Below are 18353 nucleotides of genomic sequence, written 5' to 3'. Positions count from 1 at the left end.
TCAAAAGAAAAAGGGGTTAGCCTGAGTAGGCTAACCCCTTGATTTTTCTGGTGCCCAGGGACAGAATCGAACTGCCGACACGAGGATTTTCAGTCCTCTGCTCTACCGACTGAGCTACCTGGGCGTTTGGAAGCCCGTTTATAGCTAAATCGGTGGAGACTGTCAAGAAAAAATATCGGAGTGAGAAAAGGGGGCCTTTCAGCCTCGATAGTTGCAGCATTAAAAGTTTGTGATATAAATAAAAACCCTTATAGTTCATATAGATAAAGGTTGTTTGTGGGAGGATGAAAAATGGCTAAAGAATCAAAGATGCATTCCTCTTCCACTCCTTTTGCCCTAAAGGACTGCGCTCTGATTACCCTGGCGACGGGGATCAAGGCACAAAACCTACGGGAATTCTCGGACGGCCTGCAGAAGGCTCCCCCCTCCAGTTTAATCTACCACTTCTGGGGTCGCTTGCTGACCCCCAAGTTCGACGAGCCGGAATACAACAACGACTTTGCCTCCTGGGCCTACCATGGCCTGCATGACAAGCCATTGGCCGAACGGCTGAGCATGGTCATCCCGACGGATTTTTCAGATTTGGAGGCCTTGCGTCGGGAAATCGTCGAGGTGGTGGAGCAGCGCCTCGATGAAAGCGAAATGGTGCCCTGGGCCAAGGCCGATCAGCAATTTCACTTCCAGCGGTCACAGATTGTCGTTTTCGATACCGGTCAACGATTCGCCACTCCGAAAGATATCCTGCAGGTCATTCCCACTCTCTCCACAGGCAGCATCTATTATCACTTCATTGATGCCCGGGGCCGCACGGAAGGGCATCTAAATGATTTTACCGCCTGGCTGGAGGGCTTTGGCGAGCCTTACCTGGAACTGTGCCATCGACTGAGTGATGTCGACCCCTTCTTTTCATCCTTGAAGGAAATCCGGAGCATTGTCCATGGCATCTTTCAATCCTGCTTTGAGGAGGGGGCAAGATGATGAGGCCAATCATGGAGACAGAAAACAATATCATAGAGGATTATCGTGCCGTCGTTGGCGACGGGGTTATCAGCCAACTGGAGCAGCTTGCCAAGCCCCTGAGGGGGGTAAAGGTCGTGCATGTCAACTCGACTCGTGAAGGGGGTGGGGTCGCGGAAATCCTGCACAAGCTCATCCCTCTGAAGCAGGCTCTGGGGATTGACACCAGTTGGGAGATTGTCAGCGGTGACGCGCAATTTTACCAGTGCACCAAGGGATTTCACAATGCCCTGCAAGGGGTGCCGCAGAGTCTCTCCGAGGGGCTGCTGCAGGCCTATGAGGAGACCAACGAGCGCAACGCCGAAGAACTCCGGAAGAAGCTGGTGGATGCGGACATCGTGTTTATACACGACCCGCAACCGGCTCCCCTCTTGGCCAAGTTGCCCGAGCGCAAGGGCAAATGGGTTTGGCGGTGCCATATCGATGCGAGCCATCCCTACCGTCCGGTCTGGAAATATCTGAAGCAGTGGGTTGTGCCTTATGATGCCAGTGTTTTTTCCCTGCCCGAATTTGCCCAGAGACTCCCTCATCTCCAGTACATCATTGCGCCGAGTATCGATCCGCTGAGTGCCAAGAACCGTGACCTGCCAGCCGCGGAGATCAAGGCGGTCTTTAAAACCTTCAAGCTCGACCCTGACCTGCCCATGATTCTGCAGGTCTCGCGCTACGACCGCTTCAAAGATCCCCTGGGGGTGATTGAGGCTTACAAGCTGGCCAGCAAATTGACTCCCCTGCAGCTGGTGCTGGCCGGGGGCGGCGCCAGCGATGACCCGGAAGGCGAGGCCGTTCTGCAGGAGGTTCGCCAGGCCGCCGAGGGAGATCCCAATATCCATGTCCTGCTGCTGCCGTCCGACGCGCATACTACAATCAATGCCCTGCAGAGGGCGGCTGATATTGTCCTGCAGAAGTCGATCAAGGAGGGGTTCGGGCTCACCGTCTCGGAAGGGATGTGGAAAGGTAAGCCCGTTATTGGTGGCGATACGGGGGGTATCCGGCTGCAGGTGATCAATCATTACACCGGATTTTTGGTTCACACCCCCGAAGGGGCGGCCCTTCGCATCCGTTACCTTCTGCATCGCAGGGACGTTCTGGATGAAATCGGGGCCAGGGCTCAACGCTTCGTCAGAGAAAATTACCTGATAACACGCCACCTGCGTGAATATCTCACGCTGATTAATGGTTTGATCAGCGGAAGTCAGGAGCGGATTGAGGTCGGTGACTGACAGCAGTCTGCACGCTGGAAAAAGGGGAAGCCCCTTTTTTAAGGGAGTTGAAGTGCCTGATAGGGGATCGGGTATGGGCAGATGGTCTGATCCTCCTGTGCAGGAGGGATGTCAGGAAGGTAAGATATTGCAATGAGTCAACAGTCACACCGGCTTCTGATGGTCTCCAACCGTCTCCCTGTCGTCGTCTCCTGTGTTGAAGGGCGCTGGGACATTTCCGCCGGCTCGGGTGGGTTGGTGACGGCTCTCTCGCCAGTCATGAAGCAGAACGATGGCTTGTGGATTGGCTGGCCTGGCTGCGGCGAAGAGGCCCCGCTGAATGAACTTCTTTCCCGTTTCAGGGCCGAGGAGGGGTATCGGCTGCACCCGGTGCCCCTGACGGAAGAAGAGGTAGAGCGATATTACTGGGGGTTTTCCAACGAAACCCTCTGGCCCCTGTTCCATGATCTGCTCGGCAACTGCAATTTCAGCCTGGAAAACTGGCAGACCTATCGCCAGGTCAATGAGCGCTTCGCCCGGACGATTGCCGAGGTCTGCAAAGCCGGTGACCTCCTCTGGGTACATGATTACCAGTTGACCCTGGTCGGCGCCTATCTGCGGAAGCATGGAGTGCGGCAGGCTTTGGGATACTTTCATCATATCCCCTTTCCTTCTCTCGATCTCTTTCGCCGTCTTCCCTGGAACCTCGAACTGATTCGCGGGCTGATGGAGTATGATCTGCTGGGATTTCAGACCCTGCGGGACCGGCGCAATTTTATTCGTTGTGCACACTCTCTTCTCCCCGATACAGAAGTGATCCGGCGCCACCGCCATCATACCACCTTGAGGCATGGCCAGAGAAAGGTCAGGGTGGGACATTTTCCCATCAGCATCGATTTCGATGAATTCAACGATGCCGCCGCCTCCAAAGAGGTCGATGAAGCCGCCTGGTTTCTGCACGAGAACATTGAAGGGAGGCAACTGCTGCTGGGGGTCGATCGCCTCGACTACACCAAGGGGATTCCTGAACGGTTGCTGGCTTTCGAGAGGGCCCTGGCGAAATATCCAGACCTCATGCGAAAGATATCTCTTGTTCAGGTGGTGGTGCCCAGTCGGACCATGGTCCCCGATTACCGGGATCTGAAGGGGCAGATAGACCAGTTGGTGGGCCGGATCAACGCCCAGTATTCCGAACATGGCTGGATTCCTGTTCACTACGTTTACCGCAGTCTCGACAGGGTTCAGCTTCTGGCTCACTACCGGGCCGCGGAAATCGCCTTGGTGACGCCCTTATGTGATGGCATGAACCTGGTAGCCAAAGAGTACTGCGCCAGCTCGGTCCACAACAACGGTGTCCTCATTCTGAGCGAGTTCGCTGGCGCCGCCGATACCATGGGAGAAAATGCCCTTTTGGTGAATCCTTACGATATTGAAGGGACGGCCGACGCTATTCGTCAGGCTTTTACTATGCCTCAGCACGAGCGAAAGCGGCGGATGTCGGTTTTACGAGCCGATATCCGTCGCAACGATGTCCATCGCTGGGTCAGACGCTTTATTGAAACGCTGCAGCGCAGCCGGTAGAACGTAGCAGAAGTTAGTCCTTGCTATAGGCTCAAAATCCTGTTACAAGGGAAATCACGCATTTCTAGGAGAACTACATGTTTGCTTCATTCGTCCAGTTTAGCCGCTTTTTCTTTTGGTACGGTTATTTTAGACCGTCTGCCCTGGGAAGAGGTTTGCTGGCGTAAGTAGAACCCCACACAACAAACCGACAGAGACCATGGGCAGACCGGCAGAGGGTTTTCCCGTGGTCTTTTTGCTTGTGATCGAAATCAAAAAGGCTCCGGGACACGCTCCGGGGCCTTTTTCAGTTAACGGCAGCACGATCACATATCAGGAGGCACAAAGATGATCATCGTCATGAAGCAGGGCGTCGGCAAAGAAGAGCTTTCCGAAGTCAAAAAACGGATCCGTGAACTTGGTTACAAGCCCCACGTCATTCATGGAGAGACCCGCAACGTCATTGGCGCTGTCGGGGACGAAAGGGGCAAGATGGTATTGCAGTCGCTGGAGTCGATGCCCGGCGTGGAGAGCGTAGTCCCCATTCTGAAGCCCTACAAGCTGGCCAGTCGCGAAGTCTGCCCCGCTCCCAGCGAAATCGAGCTGGCGCCGGGGTTGACTATTGGCGGTTCTTCCCTGGTGGTCATGGCCGGACCCTGCTCCGTGGAAAGTGAAGAGCAGATCGTGGAGACGGCCAAAGCGGTCAAGGCGGCCGGCGCCAAGGTGCTGCGTGGCGGTGCCTTCAAGCCGCGCACGAGTCCCTATTCTTTCCAGGGCATGGAGGAGGAGGGGCTGAAGCTGCTCGACCTGGCCCGCCAGGAGACCGGCCTGCCCATCGTGACCGAGGTGGTCAACCCCCGCGATGTGGAGCTGGTGGCCCGCTATGCCGATATCCTGCAGGTGGGAGCCCGCAACGTGCAGAACTTCGCTCTCCTCAAAATGCTGGGGCAGCTCGACAAGCCGGTGCTGCTCAAGCGCGGCATGGCCACCACCATCCAGGAGTTCCTCATGAGCGCCGAGTACATTCTGGCCGAGGGCAACCGGCGCGTCGTTCTCTGCGAACGGGGGATCCGTACCTTCGAGACCGCCACGCGCAACACCCTGGATATCTCGGCGGTGCCTGTTCTCAAGGAGCAGACGCACCTGCCCGTAATCATCGATCCCTCACACGCCACCGGTCATGCCAGCCTCGTCCCCTCCATGAGCTATGCCGCTGTCGCCGCCGGTTGTGACGGCCTCATCATCGAGGTGCATCCCTGCCCTGAAAAAGCCGCCAGCGACGGGCCCCAGTCCCTGCGCCCGCAGGAGTTTGCCATCGTCATGGAGAAGTTGCGTCAGTTCGCGGCGGTCGCTGGCAAAACCCTGTAAAAGGGTGTAGGGTGTTCCCTCGAAAAAAGAGACAGATTGAGCCGGTGTGTGGTTACACCGGCCGAATCTGCTCCTCCACGGGAGAATAAGCATGTTTTTTATTCCACTGTCTCAGGTCGAAAGTGTTGAACTGGTCGTGCATGCCCTGCGGGTCGCCGGTGGCGAAGCCGATTGCACCACCTGCCCGGCGCGCCGGGTCTGCATGAAGCAGTGCCTCTCCATTGCCACCTCCATTGAGACCATGATTCAGACAAAGACCCTCCCCTTCCTGGGAGAAGAAGAGGACGGCGAACCCCAGGAAGAAAAGACTTCTGCCGGCGAGGAGAAGAACGGGGACAAGGGCGGTCATCTCAAACGCATCAAATGATCGGCCGGGCCTGCCTTGGGAGGGGAGTTTTGACCCGGTATACGGCGTTGACAGGGGCGCCCTAAAGTTTTAAGATTTGCGCTTGCCTGAAAAGGGACAGGCTCTCAGAGATGTCCCCATCCCCCGAAAAAGGAGCCGTCATGAAGGTCCTTGTTACTGATGAAATTTCCCAGGAAGGGCTTCAGCCTCTCCTCGATGATCCCCGTATCCAGCTTGACGTCAAGCTCGGCCTGCCCGTTCCCGAGCTCCACCAGACCATCGGAGGCTATGACGCCATCATTACCCGCAGCGGCACCCAGGTGGATCAGGCGCTGCTGGACCATGCCGAAAAGCTCAAGATTGTAGCCCGCGCCGGGGTCGGTATCGACAACGTCGATGTCGAGGCAGCCAGCAACAAGGGGGTCATTGTCGTCAACGCCCCCTTCGGCAACGTCAATTCGGCGGCTGAGCACACCATGGCCATCCTGCTGTCCCTGTGCCGGAACGTCACCCAGGCCAACGCCTCTCTCAAGGGGGGGGAGTGGAAGAGAGCTCCCTTTACCGGTTATGAGCTCAAAGGGAAGACTGTCGGCATCATCGGTCTCGGCAAGGTCGGTGGCCGCGTGGCCCTGCGCTGCAAGGCCTTCGAGGCCGACGTCATCGCCTGCGACCCCTATATCGCCGAGAAGCGGGCGGAAGATTTCGGCGTCAAGCTTGTCCCCCTTGAAGACATCGTCCGTTTTGCCGACATCATTACCGTGCATACGCCCCTGAACGGGGAAACCCGCGACTTGGTAGGCGCCGACCATTTCCCTGGCATGAAGGATGGCGTCATCATCGTCAACTGCGCCCGCGGCGGGATCATCAACGAAGAGGCGATGCTGGCGGCCCTCGAAAGCGGCAAGGTGGCTGGTGCCGCGTTTGACGTGTGGAGCGAAGAGCCCCCGCGCACCGAAACCCTGAAAAAGCTCATCGCCCATCCCAGGATGATCGTGACCCCTCATCTTGGTGCCAACACCTTTGAAGCGCAGAGGAACGTCGCCATTGACGTGAGTCGGGAGATCGTCAACTATCTGGACGGCCGTCCCATGGAAAATGCGCTCAACATCCCCCGTTTCGACCCCGACCTCATGGATCACATGAAGCCCTTCATGGCCCTGGTCAGCCGCATTGGCGACTTTATCTCCCAGTTGGCGACACCCAACCCCAACAAGGTCATTTTCACCTATAATGGCAAGTTGGCCCGTTACGACTGTGCCCCCCTTACCGTGTGTGGCCTGGCCGCCCTGCTCAATCGTCACACCGAGCAGGAAGTGAACATGGTCAATGCCCGTCTCATCGCCCGCAACATGGGGATAGCCGTGGAAGAGGTGCGCAATACCGAGGTCGGCTCCTTCTCAAATCTCGTCACCCTGACCATTGAAACTGCCGAGGGGCGGCGCACCATCGCTGGCACCCTGTTCGACGGTGTCCCCAAAATCGTCAAAATGCGGGATTTCAACACAGATTTTCAGCCGGAAGAGCATATGCTTGTCATCACCTATGATGACAAGCCGGGATTGATCGGAAGAATCGGTACGATCCTGGGCGAAGCCGACATCAACATCGGCTCCCTCAATCTGGGGCGCCGCGAGAAAGCCGGCGAAGCCATGGTGGTGCTCTCCCTCGATGCCCCTATTCCGGAAGAGGTCGTCACTCGACTGGCCGAGGCGGTAGGAGCGCACTTCATCAAAGCCGTCCACATGCCACGCTAGATCGATCCGCCCAACTTCCCACAAAAAAAAGCGACCCCTTTTCGGGAGTCGCTTTTTTTTGTGTCTGTTTAAACTTTTTCAGGTGAGAAAGAGGGGTTGCTGGCATGCCGGAATGATGCCCCGCTCCTCCGCCCGTTGCAGCAGAGTTTCGACGGCCCGCACCCCCTCTTCGCCAAGGTCGAGGGAGAAGGGGTTGACGTAGAGGGCGATGTGGTTGGCGATGACCTCATCGGCCAGTTCCTGAGAGTGCTGCCGGATATAGGCCCGGGAGCTTTCCGGGTGACTCTGGGCGTAGGCCACGCTTTCACGCAGAGCGGTCTCGACGCGGGCGATGATGTCGGCGCCGAGGGAGCGTCTCGCCAAAATACCTCCCAGCGGGATAGGCAGCCCGGTCTCCTCTTCCCACCAGACCCCGAGGTCGACTGCCTGAGTCAGACCGTGTGCCAGATAGGTGAAGCGGGACTCGTGTATGATCACCCCGGCTTCCACCTGCCCCGATCTGATCGCGGCCATGATCTGGTCGAAAGGTAGAATCAGCACATCCTCGAACCCCTCGCCATAAAGCTGCAGCAGGAGATTAGCCGTCGTCAGACGCCCGGGAATGGCTATCTTTTTTCCTTTCAGCTCATTCATGCATGTCGTGCCGGTTGTCACCACCAGGGGACCGCAGCCGCGGCCGAGGGCGCCGCCGCTTCGCAGCAGGGCGTAGTCCTCTCGCAGGTGGCCGAAGGCGTGGTAGCTGACTTTGGTCAGGTCGAGGATGCCCTCCAGAGCCAGCTGGTTAAGGGTCTCCACGTCCTCCAGGCGTTCCCGAAAACGCAGGTCGCCTGTTGGAATCAGGCCGTGAATGAGGGCGTGAAAGATAAAGGTGTCATTGGGGCAGGGTGAGTAGCCCAGGGTAAGAAGACGGCTCATGCGGAGATATCCCTTTCCGGCCGGTTTTCCAGCAGGGCCAGCACCCCTTGCTGGGCGATACTGGCAGCCCCGCGCAGATCCCATGTTGAAAGATCGCGGTCTTCGGTGAGATTGGAGATGCCACGCACCTCCAGAAAAGGGGTGTCGTGCAGTCGACAGACGTGGGCGATAGCTGCCCCTTCCATGTTTTCGCAGATACCGCCGGTGCGCTCTTCCATGGCCAGACCTGCTGCCAGCGTGCCCGAGCAGGTGGATACGGTGATGAAGGGCCCTGCGGCACAATGGCAACCGCGGCGATCACTGAGCGCCTTCAAAAGAGGGAAGGCGTGCTCGACAAGGGGGGTGGTCAGCGGAAACCGGTTGAAAAAGGCCGTCCCTGCGCGGCGCACGAGAGGAAAACCGATGGCTTCCATGTCGAAAAAGCCGCTGGGGGTCAAAACACCCTCATCGCCGTAGATTTCCTCTGTCGCCAGGGCGAGGTCGCCCGGGTGCAGGCCGGCGCCGGGGTAGGCGCCGCCGCAGCCGAAAGAGATCATGAGTTGCGGAGCGCATGAGATGATGAGGGCTTTGGCCGCCGCCCCCGCGTTGACTTTCCCCACCCCGCAGTGCAGCAGGCCAATGGAGTGTCCCGCATAACTGCCCTGGAACAGGTCGTACCCAGCGCAATGGCGAACCTCCCACGGCGACAGGGTCTGGCGCAGCAACTCGGTTTCAAGAGGTACGGCGGCGATCAGGGCTATCATGCACTTGTCCCATGGGGAAGGGTGATGAGAATAGAAGGAGAGACGCTCAGGGCTTGAACCAGCCGCAGCGGATGAGGTCGCGGCGCAGATAGGCACCCTGGTTGCGAACCACGCCCTGATACCAGAAGCGTTCCTCCCGCACTGGAATGTCGCCGGGAGCGTCCAGTCGCTTGCGGCGGTCGATCAGGTTGCGCTGGAACTGGGCATCCGGCTCGGCCAGAATCTCCTTGAGTTTGGCCGAAAGCGATGGCGGGGTACCCTCGATAACGTATTGGATCATGTCGCGCAGCTTGAGCCCTTGTTGATATTCCCACAGGTCGCCTTCAAAGGCGGCCTCGCACTCGTTGACGAAGTCGTTCCAGTCCAGCAGCAAACTGCCAAAATCTTCCTCGGCAAATTCGGAGAATTCGCTGTGGCGGCTCAGGCATTCTTCGATGGCGTCCTGCTCCTTCTTGGACAGAAAAAAACTGAGGGTTTCCTCAACGGGATACATGTCGAGGGCTTCGACAACTTCCTGGCAGAAAAGCACGTAGTCGAGATCATCCTGACCCATTTCGGCCAGAAAAGGGGGCAGATCATCCGAGGGATGGCAGAGCAGCGAAAGATGATCGTGACCAAAATCACCGGGAGTGGGCAAGTCGGGGCGATGCGGCAGGCCATGCTGGTTCAGCAGGTCGATAACGCGCAGGTGGTTTCCTGAAAAGCAGGTCAGCACCTTCTCCTCGGAATAAAAAAACTCGAGGCCGGCCCTGTTGTTGGCCAGGCCGAAACCGACGAAGCCATCGTGAATCAGGCGAGGCATATAGGATTCAAGGGCTTTGAGCAGATCGGCGGTTGGCAGGTAGGGGCTGTAGAAAGTGGTGGGCCCGGTCGGTTCTTCGCCGGTGGCCTCCATTTCGTGTGGATAAAATTCCAGGATGAGAAAGGATTCAGGGCCAAAAAGGCGGCCAATGTCATGGAACAGCCGAGAAATCTGGTCCGCTTCGGCCATGACGGTAATGCGATAGGCGTCCGAGGATGCCTCCAGCGGGGAAAAGGTGTAGCCCCTGTGGAGGGGCGACTTGCCACGGCGGAATTCAGTTTCCCAAAGCCGTAGCCCAATGGGCAGATTGAAAGTCATAGGGGTCAAAACGATGCCTGAAAACGGGAGTATTGCGCGGATGCGAGATGGGCGCCGGCCCCATGGCCGCGCACTGTCGTCAAAGTAGTTGATCCCGGCCCAAAAGTCAATAACGCCCCCTTCATGGCACGGGGTGACCTTCCGCGGCATTCATTGCAGAACCGGGGGAAAACAAAACAAAAGTTTGGGAAAAGAGTAGTGTATACACTTTCGAGGCAAGGGTGCCATGGCAGTCTAACCCCTTTGAAATTATCATTTATTAGGGTTAAATCTTTTTATCGACAATAAATTATTTTATTGACAAAGAGGGTCATTTTCGCTATATCGTGTCGAAAATAAAACTACTTTTTATTTTGACGAAAAAGTTCGGCCGCGACAGCAGTTTTGTCGGAAGGCTTAATTTTTGAGTCGACAGAAAAAAATCACCGCCCGGCTTTGGAGGGGACTCCGGTTCGGCGGAATTTTGTTTTTTTGCCGTAAAGACAGGACAGGTTGGTACGTGGAGCTCTGGTCCGTTGGCTGGCGCGTGCCGAAAAGATCGTACTTATCAAATCAGAGGGATAACCGAAATGTCGAAAAAAGCGATTAAACCTTCACTGAAGAATCCATTTGATCCGCCAGAGAAAGTCGAATTCACCATTCCTGGCGAAATCGCCGGCGTCAGCGGCGGCTATGAAGAGGCCATGAAGGAGGGTTATGACCTCATTCAGCGCCCCATCAAGTCGGTCAGCGTCGCCCAGATCGAAAAACAGCACTTCAAGAAGCGCATGACGGTCTGGGAGCGGATTCGCGTTCTTACCGACAAAGAGCCCAATATCCTCTTTCAGAACTGGGGCAAGAACCTCGACGGGGCTTCCCTGGTCACCGGCATTCTTAACATCAAAGGGCGCGACGTCGCTCTCTATGGCCACGATTTCACCGTGCGCGCCGGTTCCATGGATGCCACCAATGGTCAGAAGCTGGCCCGCCTCTTCCAGATGGCCGGTGAGAAGGGGATGCCCCTCATCGGCATGAACGATAGCGCCGGCGCTTACGTGCCTGCCGGTGTCGGCGGCCTCGACGGCTACGCCGAAGCCTTCACCGCCCTGCGCAAGATCAGTGGCGTCGTGCCCAGCATCATGTGCATGTTCGGCTTCAATGCCGGTGGCGGCAGCTACCTGCCACGGCAGGGCAGTTTTGTCATTCAGCCCAACGACACCTTCTTCGGCCTCACCGGCCCCGGCGTGGTCAAGTCGGTCCTGGGTGAGGACATCACCCCGGAAGAGCTGGGCGGTCCGCAGGTACACGGCAAGTCGGGCGTGGCCGATCTCACCGTCGAAGACGAGGTCTCCGCCCTGCGCACGGCCATCAGCCTGCTCAGCTACCTGCCGGACAACAACAGCGTCATGGCACCTTTTCAGGAGACCAGTGATCCCCTCGACCGCAAGACCTGGGAGATCAACACTCTGCTGAAAAAGACCTTCAATTCCCCCACCGGCTTCAACACGCCCTTCGACGTATCCCTCATGATCCAGCAGATCTGCGATCACGGGGATTATTTCGAAATGCAGCCGGACCGGGCCCGCAACGTCATCACCGCCTTCGGCCGCCTCGGCGGCAACGTCGTCGGCTTCGTGGCCAACAACAGCGCCGTCGATTCCGGTCAGATTGACTGCGATGCGGCCTACAAAATCGCCCGCTTCAACCGCTTCTGCAATATCTACAACATTCCACTCATCTTCATGGAGGACACCACTGGTTTCCTTCCCGGCCGCGAGCAGGAGTCCCGCGGTATCGTACAGGCCGGCCGCGCCATGCTCGACTCCATCGTCGACATCCGCACGCCGCGCATCCTGCTTATCATCCGCAACGCCTTCGGCGGCGCCTATGCCTCCTACAACAACTACCCGACGGGGGCCGACCTGGTGCTGGCCCTGCCCACCACCCGCCTGGCGGTCATGGGCCCGGCCGGCAAGGAGTTCGTCTACAAGGACGAGCTGCGCAAGCTGCGCGGTTCGATAGCTGAGCGGGTCAAAAGAGGGATCCAGGAGCGCCTCGACGCCGGCCTGCGTGACGACGTGGCCAAGAAGGACGCCGAAAAAGAGGCGGCCGACTGGCTCAAGGCCGCCGAGGCCGAGCTTAATCTGCGCTACGAGAAAGAGCTGATGAATCCGAAAGAGGCCCTGAGCCTCGGCTCCATCTCCAGCATCGTCATGCCGACGGACCTGCGCAAGGTGCTCGGGGAGAATCTCAACTTCTTCCTGCGCCATTACAAGCCCGGCCCGATGCAGAGCGTCCAGCGCGAGTTCTATTAAGCCCTCACCGGAACCCTATCGAAGGAATCAGATTGGAGATATATACTGATGGCTCAACAAAAAGATTACTATAACGACAATCCCCTGATTCACCGAGACCGCCGCCTGGGCAAGGCCGCCTCCGAGTGGGTGCGCTCCTTCGCCTGTGAGGATCTCAAACCTCTCATCGTCTGCCGCGGCCCCATCCGCAAAGAGACGATGGACATCTACGATGAAATGGGGATAACCCACTACGGCATCCTGCTTTCGGAAAAGGACTCCATCGTCTACCCCAATGCCCTGTCGCCCGAACTTCGCCGGCTCACTGACTCACGGCGGGTGCACCGCGTGCCCGATTACTCAGGGGCAAGCAAGGAAGAGCGTATCGAGCGCATTCATCAGATCATTCGCATCGCCAAAGACAACGGCTATGATTCCATCTTTGCCGGCTACGGTTTCATGGCCGAGGATGAGGAGTTTGTCGCCGCTATCGAAAAGGCCGGCCTGAACTTTATCGGTCCCTGCGCTTCCACCCAGGCCAATGCCGGCAAAAAGGACGAAGCCAAGCGCACCGCCCTCAGCGTCAACGTCAGTGTCACCCCCGGCATCGACAATGTCACCGCCCGCACCCTGGTCAAAAAGCACCCGACCCGCGAGAAGCTGCTGGCTCTGGTCGATGCCGAAAGCCTCGATTGCAACAAGGCGGTCCTCGACAACAAGGACCTCTCTCTCGAAGAGCTGGCCGATCACATCCTCTACGCCTCTTACCAGAAAGGGATCGATCTCTTTTCCCTCGAAGAGCTCTGCGCCCAGGTGCAGTTCGAAGTGGCCGAGATGTTCCGCAAGTATCCCAAGAGCCGTGTGCGCCTCAAAGCCATCGGCGGCGGCGGCGGCAAAGGGCAGCGCATTCTCGGAGCTTCCCTGCTCACGGCCAAGAACATCAATGCCGCTCTCATTGAGCAGGAGGCTGCCCAGGCGCCGACGCTGGTGCGCGAAGTCCTCAACGAAGTCAAGGCCAACGGCATTGGCGACAACAAGAACGTGCTCATTGAGCTCAACATCGAGCAGACCCGTCACAACGAGATCCAGCTGTTGGGCAATGGCGACTGGTGTATCGCCCTGGGTGGTCGCGACTGCTCGCTGCAGATGCACGAGCAGAAGCTGCTCGAAGTCTCCGTTACCCAGGAGGGACTGGCCACCCGTATCGCCGAAGCCCGCGCGGCCGGCGAGCCTAAGGCAGCCAAGGCCCTGGAGACCGATCTCACCGTACTCAAGCGCATGGAAGAAGAAGCTGAGCGCTTCGGTCAGGCCGTCGGTCTCGACTCGGCCTCAACCTTTGAATGCATCGTCGACCGCGACCGCCACTATTTCATGGAAGTCAACACCCGCATTCAGGTCGAACACCGGGTGACCGAGCTCTGCTACTGCCTCAAGTTCACCAACCCCAAAGACAAGAACGATTATTTCATCGTCGAGTCTCTGGTCGAGGCCATGGCTCTGCTGGCCCGCCACAAAAAGCGGTTGCCCAAGCCGGAGCGCGTTGTTCGCTTCAATGCCGCCGTCGAGGCTCGTCTCAATGCCACCGACGCCTCTCTTTCTCCCCATGCCGGCGGCATGATTCGCTACTGGTCCCGACCGATCGAAGGGGAAATCCGCGACGATCAGGGCATCAGCGCCCTTAATCCCGACACCGGCCTGTTCATGAAGTACCGGGTAGCCGGGGCCTACGATTCCAACATCGCCCTGCTGTTGACCAAGGGAGAGGATCGCCTGGAAAGTTACAAGCACCTCTCGAAAGTTCTCCGCAATGCCAAGATTCGCGGCACGGACCTGGCCACCAACCTCGAATTCCACTACGGCCTGGTCAACTGGTTCATCGGCAATACCGTCAACGCCAAGCCGACCACCCGTTTCGTCGTGCCCTACCTCACCCTGGTCGGCACCCTGAAGGAAGAAGCCAACAAGCTCGACCCGGTCTATGCCTTTCTGCAGATGAAGAAACACTATGCGCAGCAGGTGTCCGAGCAGTTTGGCGATCAGCCCGAGGTGCTCGGCAAAGAACTGAAGAACATGTCCGAGCTGCTCGACCGCAAGGGTACTCTGCTGACGCGCCCCATCGAGAAGCTTTTGGATGATCCGCACATGCTCTCGGGCTGGCTCAGCCTCAACAAGAACAACTTCCGCCTTGAAAAGGGCAAGGTCATCTGGTTGCGCAATCCCGTGGTGGTCCTCAGCGAAACCTACGACTACCTCAACAAGCTCTACAATCCGAAGGATCCCGCCGCCGAAGTGATCTGGAGTCACGACGACGAGCTTCTGCAGAAAGCTCTGCGCTTCTACGCCAAGCTCAACGAGGCCTTCGACCTGCACGAGGAAGATTACTTCCAGCTCAATGAGATGCTGCAGAAGGATAAACCGCAGGGTGGTTTCGATGCCGACATGTGGGAGCAGATCCGTGCCTCCCACTTTGGTTACGAAGCCGGACTCGAACTGCTCGGCATGGTCTTTTTGGTCGCCATAAACACCAAGTTCTGGGACCTGAAAGTCGAGGACGACCTCGACATCACCATTCCCGACTATCTCACCGACCCCGACCTGCAGGTGCGCATGAAGAAGGTGCTGGTACCGCCGCCGGCAACCAAGGCCGATGAGATTGTAGCTGTCTGCGGCGGTATGTATTACGCCCAGGAAGCGCCGGGCTTGCCGCAATTTGTCGAGGAAGGGATGCATTTCGAAAAGGGGCAGGCACTCTACATCATCGAAGTCATGAAGATGTTCAATACGGTGCGGGCGCCCTTCTCGGGAACCCTCGACAAAATCCTCATCTCTGGCGGTGACGGCATCATCGTCTCCAAGGGACAGCCGTTGTTCAAGATCACCCCCGATGAGAAATTCGTCGAGGTCGATCCCAAAGAAATTGAGCGCGAAAAGCGCGCCCGCACCAGCGAATACCTGAAAGTGATCCTCTGATCCACAAAAAAGGCCCCCCTTTCACGGGGAGCCTGCTCGCTGACGCCTCGCCCTTTGCCGGGCGAGGCGTTTTAGTATGGGGAGTCCGACTCAGGTCAGCGGACGTTCCTGTAGCAGTTCCAGTTTGAGAATGGTCATCAGCGCTTCCGGCGTGTAGGGGCAGTCTTCGATGACCATTTCGCCGGCGCCGCTGTCGTGGGCCCAGACGATGAACTCACCGTTCAGGCGTTTTTCCCGGGTCACTTGATCGGGATGCAGGCGATTCAGAGTGTCCCACATTCCTTCCAGGTCAAGCAGTTCATAGCCGGCGACCTGTTGTTCTTCCGAGGCCGTCTCCATAAAGGCTTCCAGGGTTTCGTATTCATCCTGGCCGGCGTCTTCGCTCCACCAGCGGATGAAGTTGTAGCGGCTATCCGGTTGCTTCTCAAGTTTTCTGGCCAGTTCAAGTCCGTTCATGGGAAACCCCCTTTGATGAAAAGAGATGACGGGATTCGTCAGATGGCAGCCGGCGATTCGTTCTCGGTATTTCTTTATGAAAAAAGTATAAAAGATGACGCGGGAGCCGCAAGAGCGGCGACACAAAAAACGCCCATCGGCAAGATGGGGGCGTCGCCTGAAATGGGCCTAAATCTCCTTTATTTTCGATAAAGTGCATTTACTGACGATAAATAATTACATTGACAATCACGGGGTTTTCCGCTAAGAAAAAACCCTTATAAAACCATTTTCTATTTTTGCTGGATGGCTCATGGCTCTCGAATTCAATATCGGCACTAAGATCAAGGCGCTGCGTAAGGCCCGCAAGCTCACGTTGCAGGACGTCGCCCGCGAAACCGGGTTTTCGCCCGCCTTGATTTCCCAGATCGAGAACAACAACGTCTCGCCCCCCATCGCCACCCTCTCCAAGATCGCCCGTTTTTTTGACGTCAAAATGGGCCATTTTTTTGAAGATGACGAAGAGGACCGTAAGTACGAAGTAGTACGTCGCGGCGAAAGGCGAGTGATCAGCCGGGTTATATCCAAGGCAGGCACGGGCCATGGCTATACTTATGAGGCCCTGTCATTCCAAAAACAGAACAAGAAGATGGAACCCTTTGTCCTCACCGTTTCCGAGCGGGCCGAAGAGGAGACCCTGTACAATCACGAAGGGGAGGAATTCCTGCTTATTCTGCGCGGGACCGCTGAGGTCATCCTGGAAGATCAACGCTTTATTCTCCAAGAAGGGGACGCCATCTACTTCGATTCCGATCTTCGCCACCGCCTGCTCTCTCTCGATGGCCAGGAGGTCGAGGTGCTGGCCGTGGTGACCCGCTGATATCATTGTGATTGACTGAATCGACCGCCCGGCCAGCGTCCATGGCCGTCGATATCTCTATTTTTACCGCGAAGGAGCTTTGCATGAGCATTCAGGATCAGAAAAAGCATTGGGAAGCGACGACCCTTAAAAAAGTGATAGATAAGGCCAAGGAGCGCCGCGAGGATTTTTCCACGACCTCGGGCCTTGAAATGGAGCGCGTCTTTCTCCCCGATTTCGAATGGCAGAGCTACGAAGAAAAGCTGGGCCTGCCCGGGGAATACCCTTATACCCGTGGTGTGCAGCCCACCATGTATCGCGGGCGCTTCTGGACCATGCGCCAGTATGCCGGCTTCGGCACCGCCAAGGAGTCCAACGAGCGCTACCGCTATCTGCTCGGCGCCGGCCAGACCGGCCTCTCCGTCGCTTTCGACCTGCCCACCCAGATGGGCTACGACTCCGACGACGCCATGGCTGAAGGTGAAGTAGGCAAGGTTGGCGTCGCCATCGACACCCTGGCCGACATGGAGACCCTCTTCGACCAGATTCCCCTCGACAAGGTCTCCACCTCCATGACCATCAATGCCTCTGCCGCCGTGCTGCTGGCCATGTACATCGCCGTGGCCGAAAAGCAGGGGGTTTCCTCCGACAAGATCATGGGAACCATCCAGAACGATATCCTCAAGGAATACATGGCCCGCGGGACCTACATCTACCCGCCCAGCGAGTCGATGCGTATCATTACGGACATCTTCGCTTACTGCAAAGACCATGTACCCAAGTGGAACACCATCTCCATCTCCGGCTACCATATCCGCGAGGCCGGCTCCAGCGCCGTGCAGGAAGTCGCCTTCACCCTCGCCGACGGCATCGCCTATGTCGAGGCCGCCATCAAGGCCGGGTTGGATGTCGATGAATTTGCCCCCCGCCTGGCCTTCTTCTTCAACGCCCACAACAACCTCCTCGAAGAGGTGGCCAAGTTCCGCGCCGCCCGCCGCATCTGGGCCAAGATCATGAAAGAGCGTTTCGGCGCCAAGGACCCCCGCAGTCAGATGCTGCGCTTCCACACCCAGACCGCCGGCTGCACCCTCACGGCTCAGCAGCCTGACAACAACATCATGCGGGTCACCATCCAGGCCCTGGCCGCCGTCCTCGGCGGCACCCAGTCGCTGCACACCAACAGCCGCGACGAGGCCCTCGCCCTGCCGACGGAAGATTCCGTCCGCATCGCCCTGCGTACCCAGCAGGTCATCGCCTATGAGTCGGGCGTGGCCGATTCCATCGATCCTCTGGCCGGTTCCTTTCTGGTTGAGAGCCTTACCGATCAGATGGAAGCCAAGGCCCTTGAGTACATCCAGAAGATCGACGATCTCGGCGGCGCCGCCGAGGCCATCAATCGCGGTTTCCAGCAGAAAGAAATCCAGGACAGCGCCTACGCCTATCAGCGCGCCATTGAACGCAAAGAGCAGATCATCGTTGGTGTGAACCAGTTCACCGTGAAGGAAGCACCTCCCAAGGACCTGCTCAAGATCAAGCCTGAGGTCGAGCGGGCGCAGCTCAAGGCCATTGCCGCCGTCAAGACCGGCCGCGATCAGCAGGCCGTCGAGGCCAGGCTGGCCGCCCTCAAGACAGCCGCCCAGGGCACGGAAAACCTCATGCCCCCCATCCTGGAGGCCGTGCGGGCCTACGCCTCCCTCGGCGAAATCTGCAACACCTTGCGCGATGTCTTCGGCGAGCATCAGGAGACCGTGGTTCTTTAATTCAACAGGTTCACAAAAGCCAGAAGCCGCA

At 57.7% G+C, this 18353-nt stretch carries 15 protein-coding genes and 1 tRNA gene; 11 read left to right on the top strand and 5 right to left on the bottom strand.

Features of this window, described 5'->3' with window-relative positions:
- Nucleotides 1–48: 48 nt before the first annotated feature.
- A tRNA-Phe gene (locus tag AOP6_RS14800) sits at nucleotides 49–124 on the bottom strand.
- Nucleotides 125–291: 167 nt separating this feature from the next.
- Here AOP6_RS14800 and AOP6_RS14795 point away from each other — a divergent pair.
- From AOP6_RS14795 to serA, 6 genes are all read left to right on the top strand, one after another.
- On the top strand, nucleotides 292–978 hold the full coding sequence (locus tag AOP6_RS14795; RefSeq protein ID WP_225897309.1) for a DUF5752 family protein: 687 nt from the start codon (nucleotides 292–294) through the stop codon (nucleotides 976–978).
- Nucleotides 975–2240 (top strand): glycosyltransferase, encoded by a 1266-nt coding sequence (locus tag AOP6_RS14790; RefSeq protein WP_213194642.1) that lies wholly within the window; start codon nucleotides 975–977, stop codon nucleotides 2238–2240. The genes AOP6_RS14795 and AOP6_RS14790 overlap by 4 nt, the downstream gene beginning before the upstream one ends.
- Before the next feature lie 132 nt (nucleotides 2241–2372).
- The gene (locus AOP6_RS14785) at nucleotides 2373–3800 is read left to right on the top strand and encodes a trehalose-6-phosphate synthase (protein WP_155877495.1); all 1428 of its coding nucleotides are present in this window, start codon (nucleotides 2373–2375) and stop codon (nucleotides 3798–3800) included.
- Nucleotides 3801–4127: 327 nt separating this feature from the next.
- Nucleotides 4128–5147, top strand: a complete 1020-nt coding sequence (gene aroF, locus AOP6_RS14780) for a 3-deoxy-7-phosphoheptulonate synthase (RefSeq protein ID WP_155877494.1) — start codon at nucleotides 4128–4130, stop codon at nucleotides 5145–5147.
- A 91-nt stretch (nucleotides 5148–5238) separates the two neighbouring features.
- Entirely contained in the window at nucleotides 5239–5514 is a 276-nt protein-coding gene (locus tag AOP6_RS14775) for a hypothetical protein (protein ID WP_155877493.1), read from the top strand.
- Nucleotides 5515–5654: 140 nt separating this feature from the next.
- Nucleotides 5655–7247, top strand: a complete 1593-nt coding sequence (serA, locus tag AOP6_RS14770) for a phosphoglycerate dehydrogenase (protein WP_155877492.1) — start codon at nucleotides 5655–5657, stop codon at nucleotides 7245–7247.
- 78 nt (nucleotides 7248–7325) lie between these two features.
- Here the strand turns inward: serA and AOP6_RS14765 are convergent, their stop codons facing one another.
- Genes AOP6_RS14765 through AOP6_RS14755 form a run of 3 tightly spaced genes read right to left on the bottom strand, consistent with a single transcriptional unit; the run spans nucleotide 7326 to nucleotide 10025 of the window.
- Nucleotides 7326–8162, bottom strand: a complete 837-nt coding sequence (locus AOP6_RS14765; protein ID WP_155877491.1) for a 1,4-dihydroxy-6-naphthoate synthase — start codon at nucleotides 8160–8162, stop codon at nucleotides 7326–7328.
- Entirely contained in the window at nucleotides 8159–8905 is a 747-nt protein-coding gene (mqnB, locus tag AOP6_RS14760) for a futalosine hydrolase (RefSeq protein WP_155877490.1), read from the bottom strand. The genes AOP6_RS14765 and mqnB overlap by 4 nt, the downstream gene beginning before the upstream one ends.
- 46 nt (nucleotides 8906–8951) lie before the next feature.
- Nucleotides 8952–10025, bottom strand: a complete 1074-nt coding sequence (locus AOP6_RS14755; RefSeq protein WP_155877489.1) for a hypothetical protein — start codon at nucleotides 10023–10025, stop codon at nucleotides 8952–8954.
- 569 nt (nucleotides 10026–10594) lie between these two features.
- Between AOP6_RS14755 and AOP6_RS14750 the strand changes: the two genes are divergently transcribed.
- Together AOP6_RS14750 and AOP6_RS14745 are read left to right on the top strand one after the other, a co-directional pair.
- On the top strand, nucleotides 10595–12319 hold the full coding sequence (locus AOP6_RS14750) for a carboxyl transferase domain-containing protein (RefSeq protein ID WP_155877488.1): 1725 nt from the start codon (nucleotides 10595–10597) through the stop codon (nucleotides 12317–12319).
- Between the two features lie 48 nt (nucleotides 12320–12367).
- Nucleotides 12368–15268 carry a biotin carboxylase N-terminal domain-containing protein gene (locus tag AOP6_RS14745; protein ID WP_155877487.1) on the top strand — a complete coding sequence of 967 codons (2901 nt, stop codon included), beginning with the start codon at nucleotides 12368–12370 and terminating at the stop codon, nucleotides 15266–15268.
- Nucleotides 15269–15358: 90 nt separating this feature from the next.
- On the opposite strand, the gene AOP6_RS14740 is transcribed toward AOP6_RS14745, so the two are convergent.
- Complete coding sequence (locus AOP6_RS14740) at nucleotides 15359–15724, bottom strand: hypothetical protein (protein ID WP_155877486.1); 366 nt, start codon at nucleotides 15722–15724, stop codon at nucleotides 15359–15361.
- A 15-nt stretch (nucleotides 15725–15739) separates the two neighbouring features.
- On the opposite strand from AOP6_RS14740, the gene AOP6_RS14735 reads away from it, so the two are divergent.
- From AOP6_RS14735 to AOP6_RS14725, 3 genes are all read left to right on the top strand, one after another.
- Nucleotides 15740–15916 (top strand): hypothetical protein, encoded by a 177-nt coding sequence (locus AOP6_RS14735; RefSeq protein ID WP_155877485.1) that lies wholly within the window; start codon nucleotides 15740–15742, stop codon nucleotides 15914–15916.
- Between the two features lie 100 nt (nucleotides 15917–16016).
- A complete protein-coding gene (locus AOP6_RS14730; RefSeq protein WP_155877484.1) occupies nucleotides 16017–16583 on the top strand; it encodes an XRE family transcriptional regulator in 567 nt (188 codons plus the stop codon).
- 83 nt (nucleotides 16584–16666) lie between these two features.
- Nucleotides 16667–18322 (top strand): methylmalonyl-CoA mutase family protein, encoded by a 1656-nt coding sequence (locus tag AOP6_RS14725; RefSeq protein ID WP_155877483.1) that lies wholly within the window; start codon nucleotides 16667–16669, stop codon nucleotides 18320–18322.
- The last annotated feature ends 31 nt before the right edge of the window (nucleotides 18323–18353 follow it).

The organism is Desulfuromonas sp. AOP6 (assembly GCF_009731355.2).
Taxonomy (GTDB): Bacteria; Desulfobacterota; Desulfuromonadia; order Desulfuromonadales; family SZUA-540; genus SZUA-540.
This window is presented reverse-complemented; position numbering and strand designations above follow the sequence as displayed.